This is a genomic window from Kordiimonas aquimaris, from assembly GCF_025574485.1.
Classification (GTDB): Bacteria; Pseudomonadota; Alphaproteobacteria; order Sphingomonadales; family Kordiimonadaceae; genus Kordiimonas; species Kordiimonas aquimaris.
The window spans coordinates 39,867-64,874 of record NZ_JAOBPO010000003.1 but is presented as its reverse complement, the minus strand read 5'-3'; the positions used below and the strand labels follow the sequence as shown (position 1 = coordinate 64,874).

Sequence of the window (25,008 nt, the reverse complement as noted above, 5' to 3'; positions counted from 1 at the left end):
CATCCATTATAAACTGAATAATTTCATGCACTGGCGCCTATATTCAGGCAGACCACCAACCAGAACATAATCTTAATACATTAAAAGAGTATGAGTTGACCAGAGTTATTTCAATCAAATCAATATCAATCTTTGACATAAAAATGAAAGAAAACTGTTTTTAATTGGTTAACGCAAGTATGACAGTAAAAGACCTGTGTTTTAGTAAATGGAACAAATGTAAGCATGGCAAAGAAGAATCAAGACGATAAGTCTATTCTTAATGAAAGAACCATAACCGTAGTTTTGTTGATTGTGCTCACATTATCCTGGGCTTTTGATTTAATCGACACTATTGCCGGATTATTCATTTTATTAATTGTTGGCGGGTTACTTATTCGTCTTGAAATAGAGCGCCGATATAATGCGCTTGATAAACGCCGGAATGCGCTGCAAAAAAAGCGTGATATGCGTGATACTGGCGTTCGCTCGGTTCGAGCAAATGCACTTGATGGTATACCGCTGCCAATCGTAATTATTGCAGAAGATCACCGTATTTCGTTTGCTAATGCTTCGGCAAGAGAATTGCTTGGCGAAAAGATTGTAGATGATGATATTACACTTTACTTGAGGCATTCAAAGTTTGCTAAAGCACTTAAGTCTATCTTTGTTAAAAACAAGAAAAACGCTGGTGTTGTAAGGCACAGAGATGAAAAAGATCGAAGCTTTGATGTGACTATCACCCGTGTTCCAGGAACCGGAAAACATACTATCCCTACACAAGCCATGGCTTTCTTCTATGAAGTAACCAGCCTGCTGCAAACGGAACAGATGCGTGTTGATTTTGTTGCTAATGCCAGTCACGAACTCAGAACTCCTTTATCATCACTCATAGGCTTTGTAGAAACGCTTCAAGGCCCTGCAAAAGACGATCCCCCTGCCCGTGAACGGTTTTTAACGATTATGCAAACCGAAGCAGGACGAATGGTGCGGCTTATTGATGATTTATTGTCGTTATCTAAAATCGAGATGTCCCGGCACTCAACACCAGACACTAAAGTAGATATCAAAAACCTTATTGAAGGTGTTGTTACTTCCGCAACTCAAACGGCGGAAAGCCGCGGTATTACCTTCGATGTTAGCGTTGAGAAAAACGCTAATGAAGCTATCGCCGATGCTGATCAAATAATGCAAGTGATGCTCAATTTGATAGTAAACGCTGCAAAATACGCTGACCGCGACACCGTAGTGAGTGTAAAAGCAACTATAGCAACAGATGCGCGATTTATTAAAATTAGCGTATCAGACAAGGGCCCTGGTATAGGACAAGAACATCTTTCGCGACTAACAGAGCGTTTTTACCGCGTTGATGACGCTCGATCACGTAAAATGGGCGGGACCGGGCTTGGACTTGCTATCGTTAAACACATTTTATTGAGACACGAAAGCCAATTGAAAATTAAAAGCAAAATGGGTGTAGGCACGACATTTACTTTCCGGCTGACGCGGCCTTAAGGCTTTGTAGCTGAAAATTAAGAGTATGATAATTGTTACATTTTAAGTTTATCTGATGATTCCATGCTACTAAAGTGCCATCAATCTGTAACATTAACTCAGTAACTCTTACTTAATTGATACACGACTTACATGCATCACTTGAGAGGAAAACGCAGTGAAAACCCGCGTTCTACTAATCGAAGACGACTTAAATATTACTGAACTTGTGCGTTACAACCTTGAACGCGCCGACTATAAAGTCGAATCGGTTGCTGATGGTGAAGAAGGCCTTTATCTGGCAGCTCAAGATACGCCAGACGTTATTCTTCTTGATTGGATGCTACCTAATCTGTCAGGTTTGGAAATATGCAGACAGCTGCGCCGCAACGAAGAAACGGCAAATGTCCCAATTATAATGCTTACGGCTCGCGCTGACGAACCTGATCGTGTACGCGGACTTGAAATCGGCGCTGATGATTATGTTACAAAACCATTTTCACCCAAAGAACTTATAGCCCGTATTCAAGCCGTTTTAAGGCGCGTCCGCCCTGCCCTTGCTGGACACGAGCTCCGATTTGAAGATATATCGCTTGATAATGTGTCGCATCGTGTGATGCGTAACGATACACTTATCCACTTGGGTCCAACCGAGTACCGTTTGTTACGTCATTTTATGGAAAATCCGGGCCGCGTATTTTCACGTGAGCAATTGCTTGATTCTGTTTGGGGACACGATGTCTATGTTGAACCACGCACTGTCGATGTTCACATTAGAAGGCTGAGAAAAGCGATGAATGAAGGCGACGGTAAAGACTATATAAGAACTGTGCGTTCAGCAGGCTATGCACTCGATAAGCACAGATAGTGTTTGTTTTGCCAACTAATTATCAAGCAGTTGGTATTTGAACGTTCAGTTTTGTTAGCGATCGCTCTAGCATGATTAACGACCATAACGTGGTATGGTGATCTCTAACGCCGCTTATATGTTCTTCGGCCAATCGTTTAATTGTTTTGACATTAAACAACCCGCTATCTGTAAAAATTTTACTTTTTGCCAGCGCGCGAACATCATTAGAAAGTTCATCTCGCATCCAATTAACCGTTGGCGCTACAAAGCCTCGTTTTTTCCGGTCGATGATGTGCTCTGGCAGGAAACCACGTAAAGCACCCTTGAAAATTGCTTTACCACTGCCCTCAACAATTCGGTTCTTCGGTGGAACGCGAAATCCCCACTCAACAAACTTGTGGTCAAGGATTGGGACACGCACCTCAAGGCTATTGGCCATGCTTGTTCTGTCAACTTTTGTTAGAATGTCGCCCGGCAAGTAGGTCTTGAAATCAATATATTGGATAGTTGTTAATGCATCTTGCCCTTTTACTTCATCCGCTAATTCTTCAAACCTTTCATGTGGATGATAGCCATTCAAAAGCTTAGTCATACGCGAGCTATGCAGCTTCGTTCGTTCTCTATCTGATGTGCGACTAACGCTGTGACAGTAAGCTTGTGCCGAAGTGCGTGATAATGCCTCAAAAGTAGTTTTTGCACGTAAAAATTGAGGTGCCCAATCAAGCTTGGGATATAATGAGCCGAGTGTGCCGAAGACAGGCTGCCGAATTGCCAATGGCAGCTTAGAGCGCATGGTCTCTTCTGCCATATGAAATTTATGCCGTCTATATCCAGCGAAAAGCTCATCTCCTCCGTCGCCTGATAAAGCAACAGTTACTTTTTCACGTGCTAATGCACACACCCGGTATGTTGGTAAAGCTGATGCATCGGCAAAGGGTTCGTCAAAAACGTCAGCCATTTTATCAATAAGCTCACTATCAGTAGCTGATACAAGGCGGAATCGATGTGAGGTATTAAAGTGATCAGCTACAACTTGGGCATGACCACTTTCATCATAATCTGGATCATCAAACCCAATGGCACATGTTTCTACTTTTTTCGTGCTGTTTTTTGCCATTAGGCCAACAACCGCACTCGAGTCTACACCGCCAGAAAGAAAAGCACCCAGAGGTACATCAGCGATCATGCGCATACGCACGGCTTCCTCTAGGTGTGGCAATAAATCTTCCTGCACAGACAGGGCTTGAACATGTTCATTGAAGCCAGGTGTCCAGTAGGTTCGGATTTGAGGTTGTTTCGAGCCTTTGACGAGAACCATCGTAGATGCAGGTGGTAATTTATGTACATGTTCAAGAATGGTCTTGGGATCAGGCACATAGCCAAGCGTTAAATAATCTTCCAGCGCATCCAGCCGCAACACTCTAGGCACATTATCATGAGCGAGAATGGCCTTTAATTCAGACGCAAATATAAAATCCCCTGACGGTAAAAAACTATAATGCAGCGGTTTTATGCCAACGCGATCTCGCGCCAAAAGTAAGCTTTGTTTACCGCCATCCCAAATGGCAAACGCAAACATGCCGCGAAAACGTTCAACACATGCCTCGCCCCACTGCTTATAGCTACATAGAACAACTTCGGTATCAGATGAGGTTTTGAATTGATGACCAAGACCTTCAAGCTCTTGTCTTAGCGTTTGATAATTATATATTTCGCCGTTGTAAGAGAGAACAACCTCTTTTTGGTCGCAATACATAGGTTGCTTACCGCCATCAAGATCAATTATGCTAAGTCTACGGTGGCCCAATCCAACGTCACCACCGTTAAAATAGCCGTCTCCGTCAGGCCCACGGTGCGCAATTTGATTAGTCATATGTTTTAGCAAACGTTCTTCAATCAAAGAACCATCATGCGTCATCCAGCCGGTTATTCCGCACATAATCTGGTTCCTTTTACCTTTGTTTGCGCATCACTCCACAAGCCGTTTTTATGTAGATTTTTTTTAATAAAACCAGAAAAAGTCTTACGCACAACCTCTAGATCATCAGCGACTGATGCTGTTAAAACCACGGCTTCTCCTACAGCAGGCATTTCTTTAAAACGGGCATAAGCAGAGAATAGTTTTTCTTCTAAACTACTAGCTATTGCTGCTTCATTGAGCCGATACATTGACCACACCATAATGCGCATCTCCCCACGGCGGAAAATGCGTTCTTCAACATGTTGACCACATATTTCAGCATGGTTTTGCCTTAATCCTGTCAATTCTTCCCAATCATGGCTCGTAAGGCTATTGCCAGATTGATACAAACGCCGACCAGGCCCTAATGCGTTGTAGGTGCTGGCGTAAACACTAAATACGACACTGTTTTCACGTAACACACTCTGTCGTTCCACATCTGCGTTCAGGAATTTAGGCGTTGAAACTTTTGCAGGTCTATTGATAAGGCGATATCCATTAGGAGCAACCTGATAAAGCGCGGTATTTTCTTGCTGACCTTCTTGGTATACAGGCTCAAATTGGCTTGGAAAGACATAGCTAGCAAACAATGGTAGGAAGAACAAACTTACGCCAAAGATACTGAATTTATGATGATCAAGCTCGTGTTGTTCTTGTTTTTGCTCAATTCTACCCGCGGCAATATCAATATCAGACACCCTGTAGGCAAAGCTTATTAGCGCTAATAATACTATTGATAAAAACACCCAGCCATAGATCAAATGGTCAACATCTTTTGCGAAACTTTGATCTGTCATTTCAGCAATGGCCAGAATAGACAAAACGCGAATAATGTTGGCAACAATAGGTAAGATAACACCAACACACAGTATCATTACACGGCGTTTCCAGCTCTCAAAGACCAAGTTTGCAAGTAATATACTTGTTACAACACTCGTAAACAGAAACCGTATACCAGCACAAGCCTGTGCAACTTCATAAAGACCGCTTGGCAATTCAATTAGAACACCTTCTGCAGTAAAATCTGCACCTATAATATCCAATACTAAAATGACCATATTGGCGGTCAGGTGCTGTAGATGGGTAACAAGCGCATAGCCAAACGGGATCGTTAGATAGAGAAATCCCATCGGGAATAAAAGTGCCCGATAAATCTTTGTTCCAAAGGAGAAAAGAACAATCCCCTGTATCGCAGTAATAAGGCCCAAATGCGCAAATAAAGCTGAATCAAGCAATTCTCCCATCAGCCATATCGCTACTGCGCCAGTAAGAACAACAAGACCCATGATCGAGAAGCTGGGCTTTATAGCCCTTAACATTTCTCTACGCGACCATATTAAAACAATACTGACTAGCGGTACGATTTGACCATGTGCAAAAACATCAACGGTTTGAACGAGGTCGACTAAGTGGACAACGGTGGACCACCAAGCATAGAAAGTTATGGCCAAACCAAACAGCATGATTGCAAAAGCTATTTTACTGCGATCAGTCATGCTGTATTTTCTTCCTGGGTTCTAGCAGAGTTGATCATATTATCGAGTGCAGACCAACTTGCAGACCAACTGAAATGCTGCTCAACAAATTTTCGTGCATTTTTCCCTATTACGGCAGACTGTTTTGGGTCAGCCAGTAAGTTATTGATCGCCGCAACATATGCCTCAGCTGTATCCGCAATAATGATAGCTTCGTTATCAGGCGCATTGATACCTTCATTGGCGGCGGAGGTAGCTATCACTGGCTTAGCCATAGCCATACCTTCAAGAACCTTGTTCTGTATACCTCTTGCCGTTTGAAGCGGAGCAACAACAATATCTGCAGAATTAATTTCATCAGCCATATTATCGACGCGCCCCAGCACATTAATATAAGCATGATGAGACAACTCCTTCACCTCAGGTGCAACAGGCGCGCCAGCAATTATGAATTCAATAGAACTGTCATGATCAAAGAGCTTCGGCAATACGTGTTTCGTAAACCATTTAACAGCTTCAATATTTGGACGATAGTCCATCGCACCCGTGAATATAAGGCGAGTTGATATATTTTGCTTTGCACCAGTTTCATTTTGAATGCGCGGGTTAAAAGCAGCACAATCTACACCATTTGTTATGCCATAAACTTGTGTAGTCTTCTGTAAGTTGAGGGGCATTCTTTTTTTAAACAATGCGGCTTCATCATTGCTGACAAGAGAACATGCCTTACTTTTCGAGGCAACAAACGCCTCAAACCTTGAGAGGTATTTTGCCTCTCTATTGTAAATCCAGCGTATTGGTATGGATGCGCCTGCTGCATATGCTTCCCATTTTGCAGAATCGACATCTACCAAATCAGTAATGATTGGTACATCATCAACCTGAGAAGGCAACCAAGCAAAAGGTGCTGCGGAATAGACAAATATAAGATCGAACTTTTTAGTGAAAATAAGAGACTTTATATCCTGCCTTATTTTTTTTGATGGATAAGCACATTCGGTGAGTGACTTGTCGGTTACAAAGCCTTTTATAGCTGATAGCTTCTGCTTCAAGGGTGAGGCAAAAGCATACATCACACTTGCACACTGCTCTTGTAGAAAAGAGATATGTTTCACATCTGCTTTGTCATCAATGAAAAAACCTAAATGCACTTCGTTTTTACACAACAAGTGTTTCAGAAAATTCCACGAGCGTATCTTGTCACCTTTGTTAGGCGGGTACGGAATACGATGTGACAAAAACAGAATACGCGCCATTAAACCTTATCCTAAATGCCGGGATACTATCGGCCCAGCTATTTTTGATACAGGTAGTGGTAATTTTTTCCACCACTTTGCCAATTGGCCATATACCCCCTTATGTTGAGACATTTCAGGAATGGTGATGCCTTCACGTAATCGCCATTCATATTGCATTTCTGTCGGCTCAAAGCCCCAGTTCTTTTTAAATTTATAAGGGCCGCTATCAATCTTGCTACGACCAAAATCAAATCGGGTTACGCCTCGTTCCCGAGCTTTTATCATCAATTGAAAATACATATAGTCATGTGCAGCTAGTGGTCTTGCCAGCGCATTCCCACCAGCATAATAAGGCATAACCGTGTCGCAGTAATAGAAGCTCATCAAACTGGCAACAGCCTCGCCTGTGTTATTTCTAGTAATTTGAATTTCTACATCATCTGCAAAAACATCACGCAAGGCTATAAAGAGGCGCTTTGGAAAAACAGGTGTACCTAAAGTCAATACGCTTTGAGCATATAAGTCATAGAAAACAGAAAAGTCACCGTTCCAATCTGTAACCATTTCTCGTTTCAAACTTTTTCTTATTACAGCGCGTTGTTTTCTTGGAATATCGAGCAGCTGCTGTTCTTCATCATCTGCCAAATCTCTTATAAAAGTCGCTGATTCTGACTTTCCGATCCATTCATCATGCTGTTGATGTTTGGAAATGCGTGTTCTGTTTTCAAATACCGGTATATTTTCTTTATTGGCTAAATCCCATGCAGCGTTGTAGAGGCTCTCTGCAATAGTATCATCAAGCGCAACTGCGCCGCCGTATACACAAAACATGTTTGAAATTAAAGCCTTACCAAACAAGAAATGCTTTTTAATCGATAACGGCAGAATACCAACGACTTCAGTTCCTTGATAAGCAATTAAATAAGGGCACGCCTGTCTTGCACCTTGCTCAATGACCGTTTTCCATCCAGAACGGTGGCAAAATGTTGAGCCCTTCTGGTGAATTAAAAAATCATCCCAGGCGGCGAAACTTTGTTCCTCTAATATGACAATACGCACAGACATCAATTGCCCATCTCTATGCGATACTGAGCATTCAGCATATGATCCATTCTTGTAAAAGGTTGGCTTTTAAGGATCACTTCAAGCTTTTCTTCCATTACATTTTGGCGACTATAATGACGAAACTTCGATAAAAATGGTGCATCGGTAACGCGTGGCTGTTCTGGGTCAACTTCCCACGGATGCATATAAAATATTGTACTACCATTTGTTTGCGTGAAAGCTCTCGTCATTAAAGCTTTCGATAGAAAACTTGGTAATAACCGGAAGTACCCGCCACCTGAAGCAGGTAGTGATAATGAACCAAAACGAGATACAGTCATCGGTACTTCTATTATGCTTTCATCGCTTAGTGGATAGAATGGTAATCGTGGTGCGGACGGCATACCGTAATGGTCTGTTTTGCCAGGAAAAACGCTGGATGAATATTTAAAGCCAGCTTCAATCATGCGCGGGTAGTAATCCCAAGTATTTTCTGACATGGAAAAACTGGGTGCGCGGTATCCATACACCGTTTGTCCAGAAGCTTTTTCAAGCAAGGCTTTAGAATGGAGGATGTCTTGATAGAAAGTATCTGCGTCCATTTGATAAAGACGCCTATGATCCATACCGTGACAGGCCACTTCATGGCCATGATCACTAATTTTTTTTATGAGTTCAGGCTCACGTTCCGCAACCCATCCAAGGCAGAAAAATGTTGCTTTAACATTTGTACGTTCAAGCAATGAAAGAATTTTCTCTGTTTGAATTACAACCCGGCTTTCAAGGTCAGACCAGTCAGAACGCGAAAGAGAGTTCTCGAACGCCCCAACTTGAAACCATTCTTCAACATCAACAGAAAAAACATGCTGTATTTCATCAATGCCAATCGAGGCCTGTTTAGCTACAGGGTTAAATTGTGCAGCCTCAACAGCATTTTTCATGTGCTACTCGTCGTTCTTATTACCGCCGCTAGCAAGCTGTGCCATTAGTTGGGTCAATTGTTGTAACGTTTGATCTTGCGACTTCATCATGTTTTCAATCTGCGACATACGCCCTTCTATGTCCTCATTAGCTTTCTTAAATTCAGCAGCTTCAAGAGGGATAGTCGCGTCGTTTTGCTTGTTCACAGGTTGAGATTTTACAGCAGAAGACGTGGCCGTCACTTGGCGTTGATCGCTTGCCATATCGGCAACAACAGAAGATATAACGTCACTGTCAATTGTGTGAATTTCTTCTAATGCACCGTATAATAACACACGAGAGCACAGTGTGTTTAGACGTCTAGGAACACCAGCACTTTGATTATAGATTGCTTCCACTGCATCAGCGGTGAAACAAGGGTCGTTATCCCAACCAACCATGCTTAGGCGGTGTTGAATATAATCAGCTAGCTCTTCTTGTTCCATTGGCTCGAGGTGGTGAGTGGCAATTACCCTTTGACGTAACTGCTCAAGCTCGGGTGCTTCAAAAATACGCTCTCTAAATTCAGGTTGTCCTACAAGGAAACTTTGAACAAGCGCTTTATCGCCTTCCTGAAAATTAGAAAGCATACGCATTTCTTCAAGTGCTGCGCTGGAAAGGTTTTGTGCTTCATCCACAACCAACAGCGCCCTGCGGCCCCGCGCGAATTGCTCACGTAAATGTCTTTCAAGCCGCGCTAGTAACTCGCCTTTGTCTTCAGCTTGAGCATCTAAGCCAAATGCCGCAACAACACTACGTAACAAATCTTCCGCGCTTAATTGCGTGCTCACAATCATTGCAGCAATGAATTCGTTACGGTCTAGCGTATCGAACAAATGCCTTACCAGAGTAGTTTTGCCAGTACCAATATCACCAGTAACAATGATAAAACCTTCACCTTGGTTCAAGCCATAGGTCAAGTAAGCCATAGCTTTCTTGTGTGTCTTAGAACTAAAGTAGAACCTGGGGTCCGGCGTCAGCTGGAAAGGTCGACCTTGTAGATTGTAAAAACTTTCATACATCGGAAATTAAAAAGTCCCTCTTAGATATAACGTCGCTGCGTTTTCCATTAAATCACCTCCGTCACTATTTGATTGCCTCTGAGAGTGATCAAATGAAAGAGCTAACCTAAACCGTTTTGACAGTCTTTTCGACCAAGTAACGTTACCTACAATAAAATTGTCCACACGTACACCATCTTCAAATAAACTTTGACGGTAGCTAAGTCGAGCAGATAATTCAGCCTTATCGTTAATTTTCCTATTCACACCGTATGTTACCCCCCAAGCGCGTCCCGTACCAGTGTTATTGTCAAATGTGCGCAATTCGTAATTTCCCGTCAAAAAGTGCCGTGTTCTTTTTTGTTGAAGATTAAATGTTCCAACAAATGCACGACGCCGAAAGTCTAGATCGGAAAATGAGAAATTAGGGTCAGTTTCATCAATAGGAAGTGTCTCATTGTTAACAATGCCGAATTCTTCGTCGAACCTTAACGAGTTTAATCCATCATTGCCGACAATCGTATTTGCCGTAATTGTATCAGTGTAACTACCTGTAAAACTAAGCCTTATTGTGAAGAAGTGCTGCAACGAGGCGTAATAAACTTCACGATTACCTTCTTTACCTGCTGTAAAAGTCAAATCTAGCTTACGGCCAGGCGTCCAGCGAAAACCGGCTTCCCAGCCAAAACCATCTTCCGATAAGACATCCGACTGAAAGTCATTTCTGGAATAGTTAATGTTACCAATAAGTTGGAAGTAACGATTAAACTTGAGTGTTACCTCGCCGCCCGCTCGTTCATTTCTAAAATCATTTACATCTAGGTTTCTGAAAACGCGGGATGAATTTGCAAATAAACGCCACTGAAAATTATTAAAGCGATCACCAGAGTCTATGGAAGCGTTTATTTCGTGCGATGTTGAGTCAGAAAAATTAATCGGCAATGTTGTGTCAGTCAGATCATCTGCCGGGCTTTTTTGAATACCATAACGATATGTAATACGAGCATCGGCAAAATCGCGCAAACCGGCACGAAAAGAAGCCGTACCAGTGTACGTCTGCACCAAGCGCCTGTTTGTAGTTCTATTCGCTGCACTACCAGACAAACTTCCTCGTTGATCCAAAAATTGCTGCCTTAAACTAGCCCGCCCATTCAGTACGAGATGATCCTTCCATACTTCAGCATCCAAAGTACCAAAAAGATTTTGCCGGTAGTCATCAGTGCCATCAGAAAGGAAGTAAAAATGATCAAGGGAATAATCTATTGACGTGCGTAATCTAGCGCCATCAATACGAGCATTAACCCCAATAGCATTATTAAAAACACCATCCGTTAATCTATCGCTTGTAGTCAGGTTTGCATTATCCGTTACGGTAAAGCGAGTTTCAGCTCTTGGGTCAATGTAGATATGCTGTGCTTGTACAGCTTGCACCGAAAAAAAAGCGCTAAACAAAGCGCTTATTATAATGGGAATTTGCCGGTGAAAACACATAAGACTAATATGTCCCTTGCCCCCATGGCGTGCAGAATTGCCTAAAATAGGCAGTTTTTTTGAGCGATAAAGCAAAAACTTAACGTCCACCGTAACCGTAATAAGTCGCAAATTTCTTATTACTACCGTTGTATCGCGTTTTATTCAGCAGCAAATTAATGTTTTCACATGCGCTGACCATTCCTAAACTCTCTTTGATTTGAGGTTCAGTTGTTTTCTCGGCTTCAATAACAAACACAACCTGCCCCATATACAACGCCATAACTGACGCTGCAGAACTTGCAAGAACAGGTGGAGAGTCAAAAATTACGAGACGGTCTGGATAACGTGTTGAAATTTCTTCAACAATTTTTTCCATGCGCTCACTGGCTAGTAATTCAGTTGTAAGGTTGTGTTGTCGGCCCGCAGGCAGCAAAACCAAATTAGGTACATTTGTTCTTACCAAACAATCCGCTAAATCAAGGCTGTTATCAGCAACAACATCCATCAACCCACGTCCGCCAGAAACTCCTAATCGGTTTAGAATTTCAGGTTTGGAAAAGTCCGCATCAACCAATAGCACTGTTACATCCTGTTCAGTCGCGATTGAGAGAGCCAGATTTATTGTACAAAAGGTTTTACCTTCACTTGGATTTGAGCTGGTAACCAACAGCACATTACTATTTCTATTCTTGTCAGTATCTTTAGAAAATGCCGTTAACAGTAAAGAACGTTTAATAATCCGAAACTCTTCAGACATAAGATTCGGCGGCATATCTGGTGTGATATAACCACCTTCACGAAGCGCAACCAGATCGATCTCTTGTGGAGGTTTTTGCTTTTTGGGTTTTGCCGCCTTTCCGGCAGCGGTAGTTCCACCTGCACCAATGGCAAGTGAACGCGGCTTAGTATCTTCATCAGGTTTTTTAGGTTTATCATCTTCGTTAGCTGCAGGCTTAGGTCGGGGCTTTGAGCCTGGCGCACCAATCCCTTTAAAAGATTGCGAAGAAGATTGGTTGTCAGCAAATGGATTTAGTGATGATGGATCTGGCTTGCGTTCACCAAGGGCGCCAATTCCTGTCGCACCCTCTGCTTTTTTAAAAGGGTTGTTACCTGACTTCAGAGCGGCACGTTCAACAAGTGATACTGCTTTCTTGGGTTCGTTTTTTTCAGACGCAGGGCTTGTGTCAACAGAAGGTTTCTTTTCCTTTTGTTGCTGTTGTGCCTTTAACGCTGCTTTTTCTATCAAATCCATACGATTTACTACTCAATAACCAACACAATCGAAGCCTCTAAATCGGGCCACCAATCATGTCAAATGCAACAAATCCAGCAAACACAACAAATAGGGCAGCAGTAGCGCCAGCGAAAAACAGCAATTCCATACTACGTTGACGCGTCTCTTCTTCCGATAAAGAGCGTGAAACGTTGCCTAAGATATTTAAATCAAACTGCAGGCGTAATTGATCAACTGTCAAAACAACTGGGCGCAACAAAGATAGTACGAGAGCGGCACCAATACCCGCAATTAACCCACCAACAAGCATCAAACTCAAAAAGATAAGGCGTGGTGGACCACTTGGCGCAGTCGGTGTGTTTGGCGGCTCTACAACACGCAAACTTACAGCCTCATCAGCACCCTCCACATCAGAGCGCAACTCAAGATCCTGCTGCTCTTTCAATAGAAGATTGTATTGACGACGCAATTGCTCGAAATCTCTCTTAAGCTGAGCTTCTTGAGCTTCAATCTCAGGAACACGTTTTGCTTTTTCTTCCATTTCAGCAACAGTTTTGCGTTGGTCAAGCTCTCGTTGCTGCAAGGATTTAACCTGCGTTGTAGTTGTAATAATATTCAACATCAACTGTTCATACAGGCGATTAGGTGTTTCTGTTGTGTAGTTTGATTTTTTACCTGCTTCGGCAGATGCTGATAATTCAGCTGCGATCTGGTCTTGCTTTTCTTTCTGTTCTTGGCGCAACACTTCAAGCTGCCCTTTAATATTCACAATATCAGGATAGCGATCCGTGAAACCCAAAGTACGCAACTGATCAATTTTCTTCTCAAGATCAGATATCCGCTCTTCCAATGGATCGGCTTCACCACCCCCGCGTCCGCCGCGTGAAGAACGAGCTTCGCGGATAGTTGCCGGCACATTCTGAATTTGCTCTTGTAGAGTCTCAAGACTTACATTTAATTCGGCAATTTCATTACGTGTTTTTCTCAAAGATTCATTAGCTGAATCATGACGAGATAGAAAACTACCCTGCCCGCCAATGAACTCGATATTGTCTTGTTTGAATTTGGCATGAGCCGTTTCAGCCGAACTCAACCGTTCCGCATAATCCGCTATCCGTTTATCCAGAAATTCAGTTGCATCCTTGTTGGCACCTGAATTTGAAGATCCGCTTTCAAGGAAAAACGACAAAAGGTTGTTCACAACATTTTTCGCAACTTCCGCACGCTGACGATCACTAAGCCGAGCGTCATCGATTTCATACTGAATTCTATACATTCCATCGCCGAGAGAGGCGACCAGAATGTCATCCTGCATATTTATTACCAACGAATTCAATTCGGCATCATTACGGGCCAATCGCTCGAGATACTCTGAACGGCGAATAATCTTTTCAAGATTAGGACGAGTAACTAGTGTTTTACGTACAACGTCGATTTTTTTAGAAACATCAACATCAATACCAATACCACGAACAATCGATGGCAAAATAGTGTCGGTATCAACAAATATCTGCGCACTGGATTCGTATTTGTACGGCAATGTTGAAACCAACCCCCAGCCAAGTAAACAAATTAACCAGGTCGTCGCCATCATGTACCAACGCTTTCGCCAAATCCCATAAACAAGAGATTTCAGCTGTTGGAACAGGTCATGTAAACCTACTGCAGGTGATGCCATCGTTTGTCTCCTCGTCAGCTAAGCACTGACAAAAGTATCGTTAGTCTAAAGGATGCTTTCTGGTATTATCAAAACATCGCCAGGGAAAATCTTTACATTAGCGTTAATGTCGCCGTCTCTAATCAAGCTTTCGATCTTTAAACGGTATTCACGTTGCTCACCGTTCTCAAAACGAACAAGTGTTGCACGATCACCTGCGGCAAATTCGGTTAATCCACCAACTTGGATCATCACATCAAGCAAGGTCATATTAGACCTGAATGGAATAGCTTGCGGTGCACCAGCTTCTCCAACCACGCGAACTTGTTGAGAGAAAGGGCCTGTAAAAGCACTAACAACAACTGTAACAATAGGCTGCTGAATATAAACACTCAACTGCTCTTCAATATCACGTGCAAGCTCGCTTGGTGTCTTTCCTGTTGCAGGAAGATCATCAATCAAAGGCATCGATACTCGACCATCTGGCCGAACCGTTACACCTGTTGACAATTCAGGTTGACGCCACACAAAAACATTAAGACCATCAAGCGGACCAATTAAATAATTAGGCCCGGGCCCTTCGTTTGGTGGCACAAACGGCGCAGGTGGCAAGCTTTCTTTCCAATCGAAATCAAAGACACCACAAGCAGTTACTGACATTGCTGCAGCAACACACATTATAAATCGAATATTTAAAAACAAATTCATTAATCACTCATTTCGCCCGCAAGACCACCCAATCAGGCATTACATAACACGAAAAAATGACAATATCTCGTTATTCCTACATTAAATTATCACTTTAATGCCAAAGTGTTGCATTAATCAATCAATGATTACATTACTTTAAATATTATGACTAGCCTATTCAACTTTATTTGGCTTCATCGCTTTTGCTTTTTCAATTGAAAATCGCTTGTCTTTAACATTGTCATAAAACGCATCATGATCATCATTCTTCAATCCCCAAAGGATTATGAAAAAGATAGCAAAGCAGAAAAAAGCAAAATAAAGCGTTGTCATAACGTCAACCTGATTTTATTTTCAATGCCCAATTATATGACGATTTAACGATTTTCTCAAGTTGATCGTGCTGTGGCTGCCAGTGTAAGGTGTCATTCATCAAACTAACGTTTGCAATAACAGATGGTGCTTCACCTAATCTTGGCTCGGCAAAGACATTAGGTACTTCCTTTCCCACGATATCTTTGATAGCGCCAATTACCTGTAACACACTACTTCCCCTGCCATATCCGAGATTAAGCAACCGCGATTTTTTGTTTTGTTGCATATCAGCAAGCATAGCTAAGTGTGCGTCTGCAACATCGCTAACATGTATATAATCACGCACACCTGTACCATCTTCTGTTGGATGAGATTTACCGAAGATACTTAACGGTGGCGCCTGCTCCAATAAAGCGTCAATAGAACGCCCTATAAGATGTGTTGGGTTATCAAGAATTTGACCGTGCCTAAGGCTAGAGTCAGCACCAGCAACATTAAAATACCTAAATATCCCATACCTCATCTGGCTGATGCTAGCGGCATCCTTGAGCTGTTGCTCAGTAAATAGCTTTGACCAACCATATGGATTTAACGGTAACGGGCAAAAGTTCTCACTAACCGGTTCATCATCCGTAGCGCCGTACACTGCTGCTGTTGATGAAAAAATGAAATTATCAACATTGTTTGATATTGCACACGCAATTAACCGACGGCTACCTTCAGTGTTATTATAATAATACTTCAAAGGGTTAGTTACAGATTCGTCAACTTTTATTGACCCCGCAAAATGTAATATTGATTGAATGTTGTGATCTTTAATAACCTTATCAACAAGCGTTTCATCATGGATGCTGCCTTCATAAAAATGCACATTATCATGCATAGGCATGCGCTTGCCTGTACTTAAGTCATCAATAATGCAAACGTCGTGCCCGCGATCCAGCAATGCTAAAACCGTATGCCCACCTATATATCCGGCCCCGCCAGTGACTAGAATGGTTCCTTCAATCTTATAACTATTCATATTAGTTTTTCGACCTCAACGCTCAAATTCAGCTATAGCTTTGGTAAAAATATCATATTGACCACGTGAAGTTTCACGCCAATCAAAACCCAGTGCATAATTTCTAACATCGCTGCGCGAAGGTTTGTTTTCTAATAAATCCACGACAGCTGATGTATATGCAGAAGCCAAGCCCCTTTCATCAACCAGCCGCCCTGCTTCTGGTTTAGTGACTAATTCACATGCACCATCAACAGCCCTAGACACAACAGGTGTGCCACAAGCCATTGCTTCTAATAGAACATTTGCCCACCCTTCTCTTTCCGAAGGGAGCATCAAAATATCCGCTGCTGAAAAATATAATGGCATTTCATGTGGTTGTTTTTGCCCAAGAAAAAACACACGATCACTTACATTGCTTTCATCTGCTTGCGTTTGCAAAGCCTGCATTAAAGGCCCTTCACCTATAATGAATGCCACAGCATTTAAATGCTGTGCAATTACATCAATAACAATATCAACACGTTTTCTAGGGATTAACCAACCAGCAAATACTAAAATAGGCTTTGTTTTATCGAAACCAATCTCGTCAGCCAAAAGAGAACGAGCTGAAGCTACCCATTTGAATTTTTCAAGGTCAACACCATTTCTTAGTGGTGTGATTTTCGAGCCATTCGCGCCTTTGCTAACCAGCTTCAGTTTAAGGGATTGACTGACAGTGATTGTATGAGCTGCAGATTTTAGCGCTTTTAAAATCATCCGCTCAGGGTCTGGCATATCTGCGATCTGAGTTACATCGCTACCTCGTGCCGTCATGACAACCGGTATGTTTAGTTTCTGACCTATTCGACTAGCTGCAACACCATCCGGGTAAAGATAGTGCGCATCTATAATGTCAATCTTCGCCTCCTTTTTTATCAAGCTTCGAAGTACTCTAAGCCCTGCAATATAAAGAAAAAAAGGTGTTAAAAGCATACCAATTTTAGGGATAACAAGGTATCTTGGATGATAAATTTCAAGGCTACCTTCTTTCTCATATAACTTAGCCATTGCTGCGCGCCCATAAGAGCCAAAAAGCTTACCCCGGAATGGAAACCAGGGCACTGGAGCAACGACAATGGCTTTAACATCGCTATCTTCAAGAAGGTGTTTTAAGCGATTTTTAACAAAAATACCGAGGGTCGGCTCACCCAAGTGTGGAAACAACGAGGAAAATAAGACGATATTAATGGTTTTTCCGTGCTTTGAGGACATTATTTTCTATACTCTTACAGTAAGTTATTTGGCCTCTAGCTCAAAAACGGCGATGTATTTACGCAACAATTACTGAAGGTTAAGTAATTGACGCCTCGCATCGACAGCACCAACAAAATTCGGATCAAGACTTAACGCCTGAGTTAAAACCCTTATGGCATCCCGGCGGTCACCGCGCGCCACATATGCTACACCCAAGTGATATTTATACAATGCCTCCCCAGGGGCTCGGCGAGCGGCTTTTTCCAATAGATCAACGGCTTTCGATGTGCGTTTTTCTGCCTGAAGTGCGATCCAACCAGCAATATCAAGGATCGCCGGGTCATCAGGAGCCATAAGATAAGCCCGGTCTGCCAACTGGGTGCTAGCGCGGTTTTGCAGCTGCAAATATATCATAGCTAACTTTGCAACAACACTTGCATCGGCAACACCAGAGCGCAAGATATACTCATATTGTTCGCTTGCCTCTTGAAAAGAGAGTGATTGCTCGTAGCGAAGTGCAAGTTCTAAGCGAACTTGTCGGGCCTCCGGATTACGCTGTATAAAACTCTCTAACGTTTGAATAGTATCAGATGGCTGACCCATTAAAAACAAAGCTCGTGAAAGCCCAATGATTAGGTCGGGTGTTTGATTTCGCCCCAGCGCTTCTCTATACGATGCGGCTGCAAGTTCTGGTTCGCCTTTCCCAAGGAAAACATCACCAACGAGGCTCGCCTTAACATCTACTGGGCGCTTTGCAGTTACAAGTGATGGCAAGCGGCGTTCAGCTTCCTCCAGTTTTTGTCCTAAAGCTTCAGTTGCAAACAAATACCAATTCACAACATCAGCATCAACGGTTGCCTTTTCTGCGCGCATTGCCCTTAAAAATGAAATTCTTGCGCCAGTATACAAGCCCGTTTGCAGTAATGCACGTGCGTGAAACAAGTGCGCCTCACCTTCATCAGACTTAAATGCAGCATACCGAGACAACGGCCTTTCTGCAGCGGCGGATTGCCCCATTTCAAGCAAGAGCAAGCCCATTCTCTTTAAGATTTCCGGTTGATCTTCTCCGCGAACAGCTGTTGCACGTGCCTCTTCGATAGCACGTGTTGTATTACCTGAATCGGCCAAAGCCTGCGCATAATCGGCCCACAGTATAACGGAACCTCTTACATATCGCACTGCTTCTCGAAAATAGGGTACAGCCTCTTCTGCCTTGTCATTCTCCAAAAGAGCTTTACCTAATGCTGCCTTTGCACGCACATCATTAGGTTCAAGCTCCAATAATTCTTTTAGATCCGATTCAGCTTGCCCGTATTGCCTCAAATTTAGATACGCCAAACCACGGTTACGCAGCGCTGTATAGTAATTTTCATCCCGGGAAAGCGCTTGTGTAAAAGACTGGACCGCTCTTTCAAACTGTCTTTGTTTAAATTCCAGCGTCCCTCTCATATTATAGCCAAGCGCACGATCAGGCGCAGTAGTAATTATTTTTGCAATAGTTGCCTCGGCACCAATGTAATCCTCTGTCCGTAACTGCATGCTGCCAAGAACTCCAAGGTCTTTTATTTGACTTTCCCTGCCTGCTGTTACAACTGACAAGGTGGATAGCGCATTTTCGGTTTCGCCGGCTACAAATTGAGCAAGAGCCACTTTAGTCGCCAAATTATTAACGGTAGGTGCTCTGGTATCGGTTTGTAACGTGGAAAGTTTCTCGTACATAAGCTTTCCGCGCTCTATTTCACCGGAAGCCATTAAAATAGCAGCTCCCATTGCCAATATATTTACATTGTCCGGCTCTTGTTCGAGCAATGGTCGAATAACATTGTACGCACTTGTCGGTTGTTGGCGTTTCAGAAAAGCACCAGCTAATGCAAGTCGTGCTTGTCTGTTTGCTGGACGCGCTTGCAAAACCCTGGATAAAAGAGTGATAGCATCATCCAAATTTTCCAGCTGGTATGCAACTAAACCACGCACATATAACGCAGGCAGATAGTTTTCAGTTACTGCGCGCGTTCGTTTTAATAAAGCGTCCGCATCCGTATATTCCCCCCTGCTCGCCAAGATAACGCCGGAAAGATACAGAGCCATAGGGTTTTTAGGTGAGGATGCATAAACGGAATCAAGGTATTTTTCTGCATCTTCGAGGCGATTCTGATTAATGCGAATTCCTGCCAATTCCAGATTAGCCATCAAGTTACCAGGGAAAAGCCGAACAGCGTCCAACATAAAAGTTTCGGCTAGTTCCACGTCACCCCTATACCGCGCAAGCAAACCACGCGTATATTGAACCATAGTATTGCGGTCATCTCTCTCATATGCCTGATCTGCAAATTGCTTTGCATCATCCAGTCTGCTTTGTTTTAACGCAATACGCGCTAACCCAAGATAAGCTTGATAATCTTCCGGAAACTGGGTCTTTGCTTCTTCATATGACCTAATAGCATTTGCATAATTACCATCAGCAAAATAAGCATCTCCAGTAATTATTAATGCATCGCGTTGATCAATTTCAGGAATTATAATACCGCGTAGCGCTAATAATGCGTCGTTGTACTTTCCTTGGATGAGTAGTGATTTTGCGTAGGATACGGCAGTACTAGCGTAGTCAGCACCTAATTGCCTAGCACGCTCAATTGCAGACTCAGCTGGAATTCCGCTTCCAAGACTAAGGTATACACGCGCCAGTAATTGATAACTCTCAACATCTGCAGTACCGTTTTCATGCGCTTGCGTAATTGTAGCTAACGCATCCTCATAATTTCCAGTCGAAATTTGCTGTTGCGCAAGGCGTTTAAAGTCTTCCTGCGCAACCGCTGTCTTATGAACAGAAACAAATAAAGCGAGCAGAACAACACTGAAAGTCAGCAAGATGCGCTTTAGAGGTTGCCGCAAAAGCATGCTTAAATTCTTGCTATCACCAAGTGCAATTTGGATATTTTTATTCAATTAACGCACTCCATGTGGGAATAAAATTACCCGGACTGTTTGTAGGATAATCAGCAGGTCGAGAAAAAGCGAATAATTCTTGATGTAATACAAGTCGTATTCCAACTTTCGTCGTGAATCCTCCAACGATGCTCCATAAGGATAGCGAATTTGAGCCCAGCCGGTAATTCCGGGCTTTAGGCAATGACGTTCGCCGTAAAATGGAACTGACCCCTCGAGTTGTTCCACAAAGTATGGACGTTCTGGGCGCGGCCCTACAAAGCTCATATCGCCGCGTAAAACATTAAGTAATTGTGGTAATTCATCAATTCGAGTGCGTCTAAGAAAATGGCCAACCGGTGTCACTCGTGGATCGTTCTCTTGTGCAAAGGCCGGCTGATTACCCTGTTCGGCATCAACTTTCATGCTGCGTAATTTCAAAACATCAAACGTAGTACTATTTAACCCTACCCGTTCTTGTTTATAGAAAACTGGCCCTCGACTTGAAATGCGCACCAGTAAAATTCCAAGTAAGAATATTGGGCTACTCAAAAACAGGAAAATTAGGCTTATTACTATATCAAGTAACCTCTTAAAAGATCGCTCTAATACATTGGTTCCTTTAAAGCCTTCAGCAAAAATAATCCAATCAGCTTTCACAGAGTCTAAATCAACATACCCTCGAGCTTCTTCATAAAAAGTCAGCCGGTCTTTCACTTCGATACCAGCGAGTTTACATGCAATTAATTCTTTGATTGGTAACTGTCCTGCTTCAAAATGATTACCAATTACAATCAGTTCGCAATCAACATCACTTAAATGCTCGAGTAAACTTCGCTTGTTACTCAATGCGTTAATCTTTGCTTTGATCAATCGCTCATTTTCTGGAAGAGTATTTCGACTTTCCTGGTCACCATCAAACTCTATTGCTTCAATTATCTTAAGCCCTGCTTCGGGGGCGTTTTCTGCTTGCTGAATTAGTTCAACCGCGTCTGCACCTGCTCCAAGAACAACAACGCGCTTCCCTAATACGCTTTCTTTGAAAACAACAAAAGAAAGCCAGTGTATCAACAATATAAGAGAGCCAGATATTACGAGTGTTATGAACAATATCGAGCGCCACAAAGGCAGGACCGGAAAGAGGTAAGCGATTGCTGCTAATAGGAAAATACTGATAAGAAGGCTTGTAGATAACCGAACAAAGAAAACCTTCATATCTCTAATTGCATCGGATTGATAAGCGCCAAGACCAAGCAAAATGGTCACCAAGACAATGGGGATAGTCAGCTTGGCAAAGAAAGATACTGCCGTTTGATCAAGAGAGAGGTCTAACGCCCAATATCGATAATATTCGGCAAGAAATGCAGACCCGAATACCGCTATAAAATCAGCGACAGCCAGCGTCAGTTTTACTGGTGATACGTGGTGGCGAAATATTCGCGCCATACAAACATTATCCCTACAGGCAAAAAACCAAATTAAGGTTTATCCGTTTCGCCCCCATCAGCTTTCTCGACTATAAGCAACGTTAATCACAATAACAATTACTTAGCCAAATATAGTAATGACACAATACTTGACACCGCTAATGCCAGACCACATCCAGCTCCAAAATCAACATACTGACCTATAATCGGCACTTTATTAATTTCCAGCACATACTCACGCTGCTTCTCATCAGAAACAGATGCAACCTGAACATGATCAATAGAAGTTGGGTCTATTGCATGAGCAATGTGCATAGCCGCAATAGCCGACCAGCCCTCTGTCAAAACAGGCATTGGTTTACTTTTCGCCGCAAGAATAGCGCCTACCAAGCCGGCAATTTCACGCCCGCCAAGTTTTCTCATGATATCCAATGCATCATAGCTTTTTTTTGCTTCTTCACTAGAGCTAGCATACTTATTTCGTTTAACTTCCTCGATTAACGAAATGCTTGCCTTAATGTTACCTGGCGCAATAGCAGATAACCCAAGCAACTGCCCACCTGCAGCGATAGCCTCCATACCAAATGCTGTAGCGGCCATGCATTCCGCCTCGCTCCATGGTTTTTCTGTGTCATGTGGTATTGCCGGAGCCATTTCTAGAACACGCAAACCAACACCATGTTGCTTACAGAGTTTATTTACTGACGCGCTGCCTTTACTAGCCGCCTCAATGAAATCAAAAACTTCTTGCGAACCACTTGCCCCAACATAGGAACTAGCCAGCACACAAAGGTGTGCCTCTGAAATGTCTGCCGTTTCGTCAGCCTGCCAACGCTTCAACCACCAAATTAATTGATCAAAACCAACATTTTTAGCGGTGGCGCTTGGTTGTTTATTCGCCACAGCTTCATCCCGAACATCAGCAGCATCAATTGATGATACTTTTAGAAACAGGTTTCTTAAGTCGTTCAAAGGATTAGGTGAAGTCATGTATGATGTCCAAATTATCTACGAGAACATAGCGTGGTAATAATAGGATGAAAGAAACAATATGTATCAATATGTATTAATGTGTAATAGTTCAGCCGTTGATATTGCTAACCAAAGGCACATCAGGCATAATTAGCAGTTAGGAATAGCATATAAATGCTTTTGTAAACTGCAAAAGTCCATGTGCTATGAATTAAGACATGTTAGGCATGGCAACAAATGGCATCTAGCAATAGAAAAATTATTCTTTCAACGCTGTTAGCAGGTACTGCTGCCGCAACCGGCACACTTATGTATGGTATTTACAAAAGCCCAGGTGAGCAACTCATCATTCTTGATGATACTATACCGCCTGTAATTAGTAATGGTATGTTACCTCCGCCAGCAACATATAGAATGTCAACACCTCCTCCTGTTGAAATTCCAGGTATAAGACGTTTAAAAATAACACGCCCAAGTTTACAGACTGCAACATTAACACCTGCCGCTACAATTCAAACTGCTTCTGTTAATGAAGCGGCACCTTCTGAAGTAATAACTACCGAAAACAGTGTAAACGAAGAAGAGTTTTACCTAACTGGCACGCGTAGCGCTGAGCTAATTCGCACACCTGTTGAGGCACGCATTGAAACCTTTCCAACAGTTACATTGGATGAAGCAATTGAGGGCGCGCTCGCTGTTGACGAATGGGGCTTTCAAGTTGTTCAATCATACTTAAATCAAGCGCTGGGTGATACAGATGCTCTTAAAGAGCGGATGGATGCTCTACTTAATCGTTTGGAAGATGCAGCAGGAGATTATGATCTTGCAACCATTTCAGACGCGGCCAATCTTATAATTGAAGCAGGTGCGCGAACGCATTGGACTGCTTTTATGGCTCCCTTCGTACTTGATGAAGGCTTTGAATTAAGTGAAGGAGCCATTGGTTGGGACTTAGGCCCTAGTACCGACAAGCCATACACTGACTTTGTACGTGTTTCTACCGACAGTAAAATGCTTGAAGGAAACAATATGCAAAGCGAGGGCTCAGCAAGCGGCCCGTCGATTTTGTCAAAAGGCGTAAGAAATCTTGATGCATTCGTCGCCAACAACATAAAAAATGGTAAATACCGCGTTGTTATTCTTACAGCACCTCGCCCTAATGGACAAAGCCCACTTTATCCATTTGGTGTCGATGTGAAACGGAACGGCGCTAAAATCAACATGGTTGATACACGCGCAACAGATGACCTTGTTCCAGTAATGAAACTGGCAACAGAAGGCGTTGGACGCCTGGGATCAGAAGCGGCAACTGACGACGTGTCTTACAACACTGTAAGCGAAGATTATTCGCTTGTAGCGTCTGCATCTTCCGAGCTTGTACCATCTATGCATTCAATGTCAGGCATGGACGGGTTTGTTACACAGAATACATTTGACACACTCACTTCCAGTGCAAATTACGCAATGATTGCTGACGTAACACCATCATTCCAGACCGTAGGTGGTGGAAACGCACCGGCAGCTGGGCACATGTTGGTTACCAGAGCAGAAGTAGTAGACGGCACTTTGCGAATTAACTTTCGTCAGCTAGGTGGTCAGAATACATACGTAACAGCAGTTATTATTTACCCTGAACCTGATCAGGAAATTGAGCAACAGCTGGCTGAAGAAGTTGCTACCTTCATAAACCGCGTGGCTCCTGCCGCCGGTGAAAATTTAAGCGTAGAAACTATTGTCGGCAGTAGTCTTGCTATTGTAGACCCTGTTACTGCATTCAATGACGGTGCTAATGGCCTACCAACGGTAGAGGCCAATGCAGTCACGCCGCAGCCAACAGCGCAACCCACAACGGAAACTGAAACTGATACAACACCGGATCCGACCCCGACAACACCGGACGAGCCTGATACAAACGATGCTGATAACAATCGGCCAGAAGCTGCTGCGCCTGATAGCGCAGGAGACCCTGGTAACAACTTAGGAACACCGCCAGCTATTGAGCCTGATCCAGCACCTGCTCCCGATCCTGATCCAGCACCTGCTCCCGATCCTGATCCAGCACCTGCTCCCGATCC

The 25,008-nt window shown here is 43.0% G+C and carries 18 protein-coding genes and 1 pseudogene; 3 read left to right on the top strand and 16 right to left on the bottom strand.

Annotated elements, in window-relative coordinates:
- Window positions 1-225 precede the first annotated feature (225 nt).
- The gene (locus tag OEU88_RS09990; protein WP_262695025.1) at window positions 226-1,494 is read left to right on the top strand and encodes an ATP-binding protein; all 1,269 of its coding nucleotides are present in this window, start codon (window positions 226-228) and stop codon (window positions 1,492-1,494) included.
- Between the two features lie 157 nt (window positions 1,495-1,651).
- The gene (gene phoB / locus OEU88_RS09985; RefSeq protein ID WP_262695024.1) at window positions 1,652-2,341 is read left to right on the top strand and encodes a phosphate regulon transcriptional regulator PhoB; all 690 of its coding nucleotides are present in this window, start codon (window positions 1,652-1,654) and stop codon (window positions 2,339-2,341) included.
- Window positions 2,342-2,363: 22 nt separating this feature from the next.
- Here phoB and OEU88_RS09980 read toward each other — a convergent pair whose 3' ends face one another.
- The 16 genes from OEU88_RS09980 to OEU88_RS09905 form a co-directional block, all read right to left on the bottom strand.
- Window positions 2,364-4,262, bottom strand: coding sequence for an XrtA/PEP-CTERM system amidotransferase (locus OEU88_RS09980; protein ID WP_262695023.1), 1,899 nt, complete (start codon window positions 4,260-4,262; stop codon window positions 2,364-2,366).
- On the bottom strand, window positions 4,250-5,779 hold the full coding sequence (xrtA, locus tag OEU88_RS09975; RefSeq protein ID WP_262695022.1) for an exosortase A: 1,530 nt from the start codon (window positions 5,777-5,779) through the stop codon (window positions 4,250-4,252). The genes OEU88_RS09980 and xrtA overlap by 13 nt, the downstream gene beginning before the upstream one ends.
- Window positions 5,776-7,014, bottom strand: a complete 1,239-nt coding sequence (locus OEU88_RS09970; protein ID WP_262695021.1) for a TIGR03087 family PEP-CTERM/XrtA system glycosyltransferase — start codon at window positions 7,012-7,014, stop codon at window positions 5,776-5,778. Before OEU88_RS09970 ends, xrtA begins: the two co-directional genes overlap by 4 nt.
- A 6-nt stretch (window positions 7,015-7,020) precedes the next feature.
- Complete coding sequence (locus OEU88_RS09965) at window positions 7,021-8,061, bottom strand: FemAB family XrtA/PEP-CTERM system-associated protein (protein ID WP_262695020.1); 1,041 nt, start codon at window positions 8,059-8,061, stop codon at window positions 7,021-7,023.
- Window positions 8,061-8,981 (bottom strand): XrtA system polysaccharide deacetylase, encoded by a 921-nt coding sequence (locus tag OEU88_RS09960; RefSeq protein ID WP_262695019.1) that lies wholly within the window; start codon window positions 8,979-8,981, stop codon window positions 8,061-8,063. Before OEU88_RS09960 ends, OEU88_RS09965 begins: the two co-directional genes overlap by 1 nt.
- A gap of 3 nt (window positions 8,982-8,984) precedes the next feature.
- Complete coding sequence (locus OEU88_RS09955; RefSeq protein WP_262695018.1) at window positions 8,985-10,022, bottom strand: XrtA/PEP-CTERM system-associated ATPase; 1,038 nt, start codon at window positions 10,020-10,022, stop codon at window positions 8,985-8,987.
- Window positions 10,023-10,028: 6 nt separating this feature from the next.
- Window positions 10,029-11,432 (bottom strand): TIGR03016 family PEP-CTERM system-associated outer membrane protein, encoded by a 1,404-nt coding sequence (locus tag OEU88_RS09950; RefSeq protein ID WP_262695017.1) that lies wholly within the window; start codon window positions 11,430-11,432, stop codon window positions 10,029-10,031.
- 139 nt (window positions 11,433-11,571) lie between these two features.
- On the bottom strand, window positions 11,572-12,726 hold the full coding sequence (locus tag OEU88_RS09945) for an XrtA-associated tyrosine autokinase (RefSeq protein ID WP_262695016.1): 1,155 nt from the start codon (window positions 12,724-12,726) through the stop codon (window positions 11,572-11,574).
- Window positions 12,727-12,763: 37 nt separating this feature from the next.
- Window positions 12,764-14,386 carry an XrtA system polysaccharide chain length determinant gene (locus OEU88_RS09940; RefSeq protein WP_262695015.1) on the bottom strand — a complete coding sequence of 541 codons (1,623 nt, stop codon included), beginning with the start codon at window positions 14,384-14,386 and terminating at the stop codon, window positions 12,764-12,766.
- Between the two features lie 45 nt (window positions 14,387-14,431).
- A complete protein-coding gene (locus tag OEU88_RS09935) occupies window positions 14,432-15,073 on the bottom strand; it encodes an XrtA/PEP-CTERM system exopolysaccharide export protein (RefSeq protein ID WP_262695014.1) in 642 nt (213 codons plus the stop codon).
- A 156-nt stretch (window positions 15,074-15,229) separates the two neighbouring features.
- On the bottom strand, window positions 15,230-15,388 hold the full coding sequence (locus OEU88_RS09930) for a hypothetical protein (protein WP_262695013.1): 159 nt from the start codon (window positions 15,386-15,388) through the stop codon (window positions 15,230-15,232).
- Window positions 15,389-15,392: 4 nt separating this feature from the next.
- Entirely contained in the window at window positions 15,393-16,394 is a 1,002-nt protein-coding gene (gene galE, locus OEU88_RS09925) for a UDP-glucose 4-epimerase GalE (protein WP_262695012.1), read from the bottom strand.
- 15 nt (window positions 16,395-16,409) lie between these two features.
- Entirely contained in the window at window positions 16,410-17,627 is a 1,218-nt protein-coding gene (locus OEU88_RS09920; protein ID WP_262695011.1) for a glycosyltransferase, read from the bottom strand.
- A 69-nt stretch (window positions 17,628-17,696) separates the two neighbouring features.
- On the bottom strand, window positions 17,697-20,555 hold the full coding sequence (prsT, locus tag OEU88_RS09915) for an XrtA/PEP-CTERM system TPR-repeat protein PrsT (protein WP_262695010.1): 2,859 nt from the start codon (window positions 20,553-20,555) through the stop codon (window positions 17,697-17,699).
- Window positions 20,556-21,980 carry a TIGR03013 family XrtA/PEP-CTERM system glycosyltransferase gene (locus OEU88_RS09910; RefSeq protein ID WP_262695009.1) on the bottom strand — a complete coding sequence of 475 codons (1,425 nt, stop codon included), beginning with the start codon at window positions 21,978-21,980 and terminating at the stop codon, window positions 20,556-20,558.
- 98 nt (window positions 21,981-22,078) lie between these two features.
- On the bottom strand, window positions 22,079-22,951 hold the full coding sequence (locus OEU88_RS09905; RefSeq protein ID WP_262695008.1) for a nicotinate-nucleotide--dimethylbenzimidazole phosphoribosyltransferase: 873 nt from the start codon (window positions 22,949-22,951) through the stop codon (window positions 22,079-22,081).
- 219 nt (window positions 22,952-23,170) lie between these two features.
- Between OEU88_RS09905 and OEU88_RS09900 the strand changes: the two are divergent.
- Window positions 23,171-25,008: pseudogene (locus tag OEU88_RS09900) on the top strand (hypothetical protein); the annotation flags it as partial.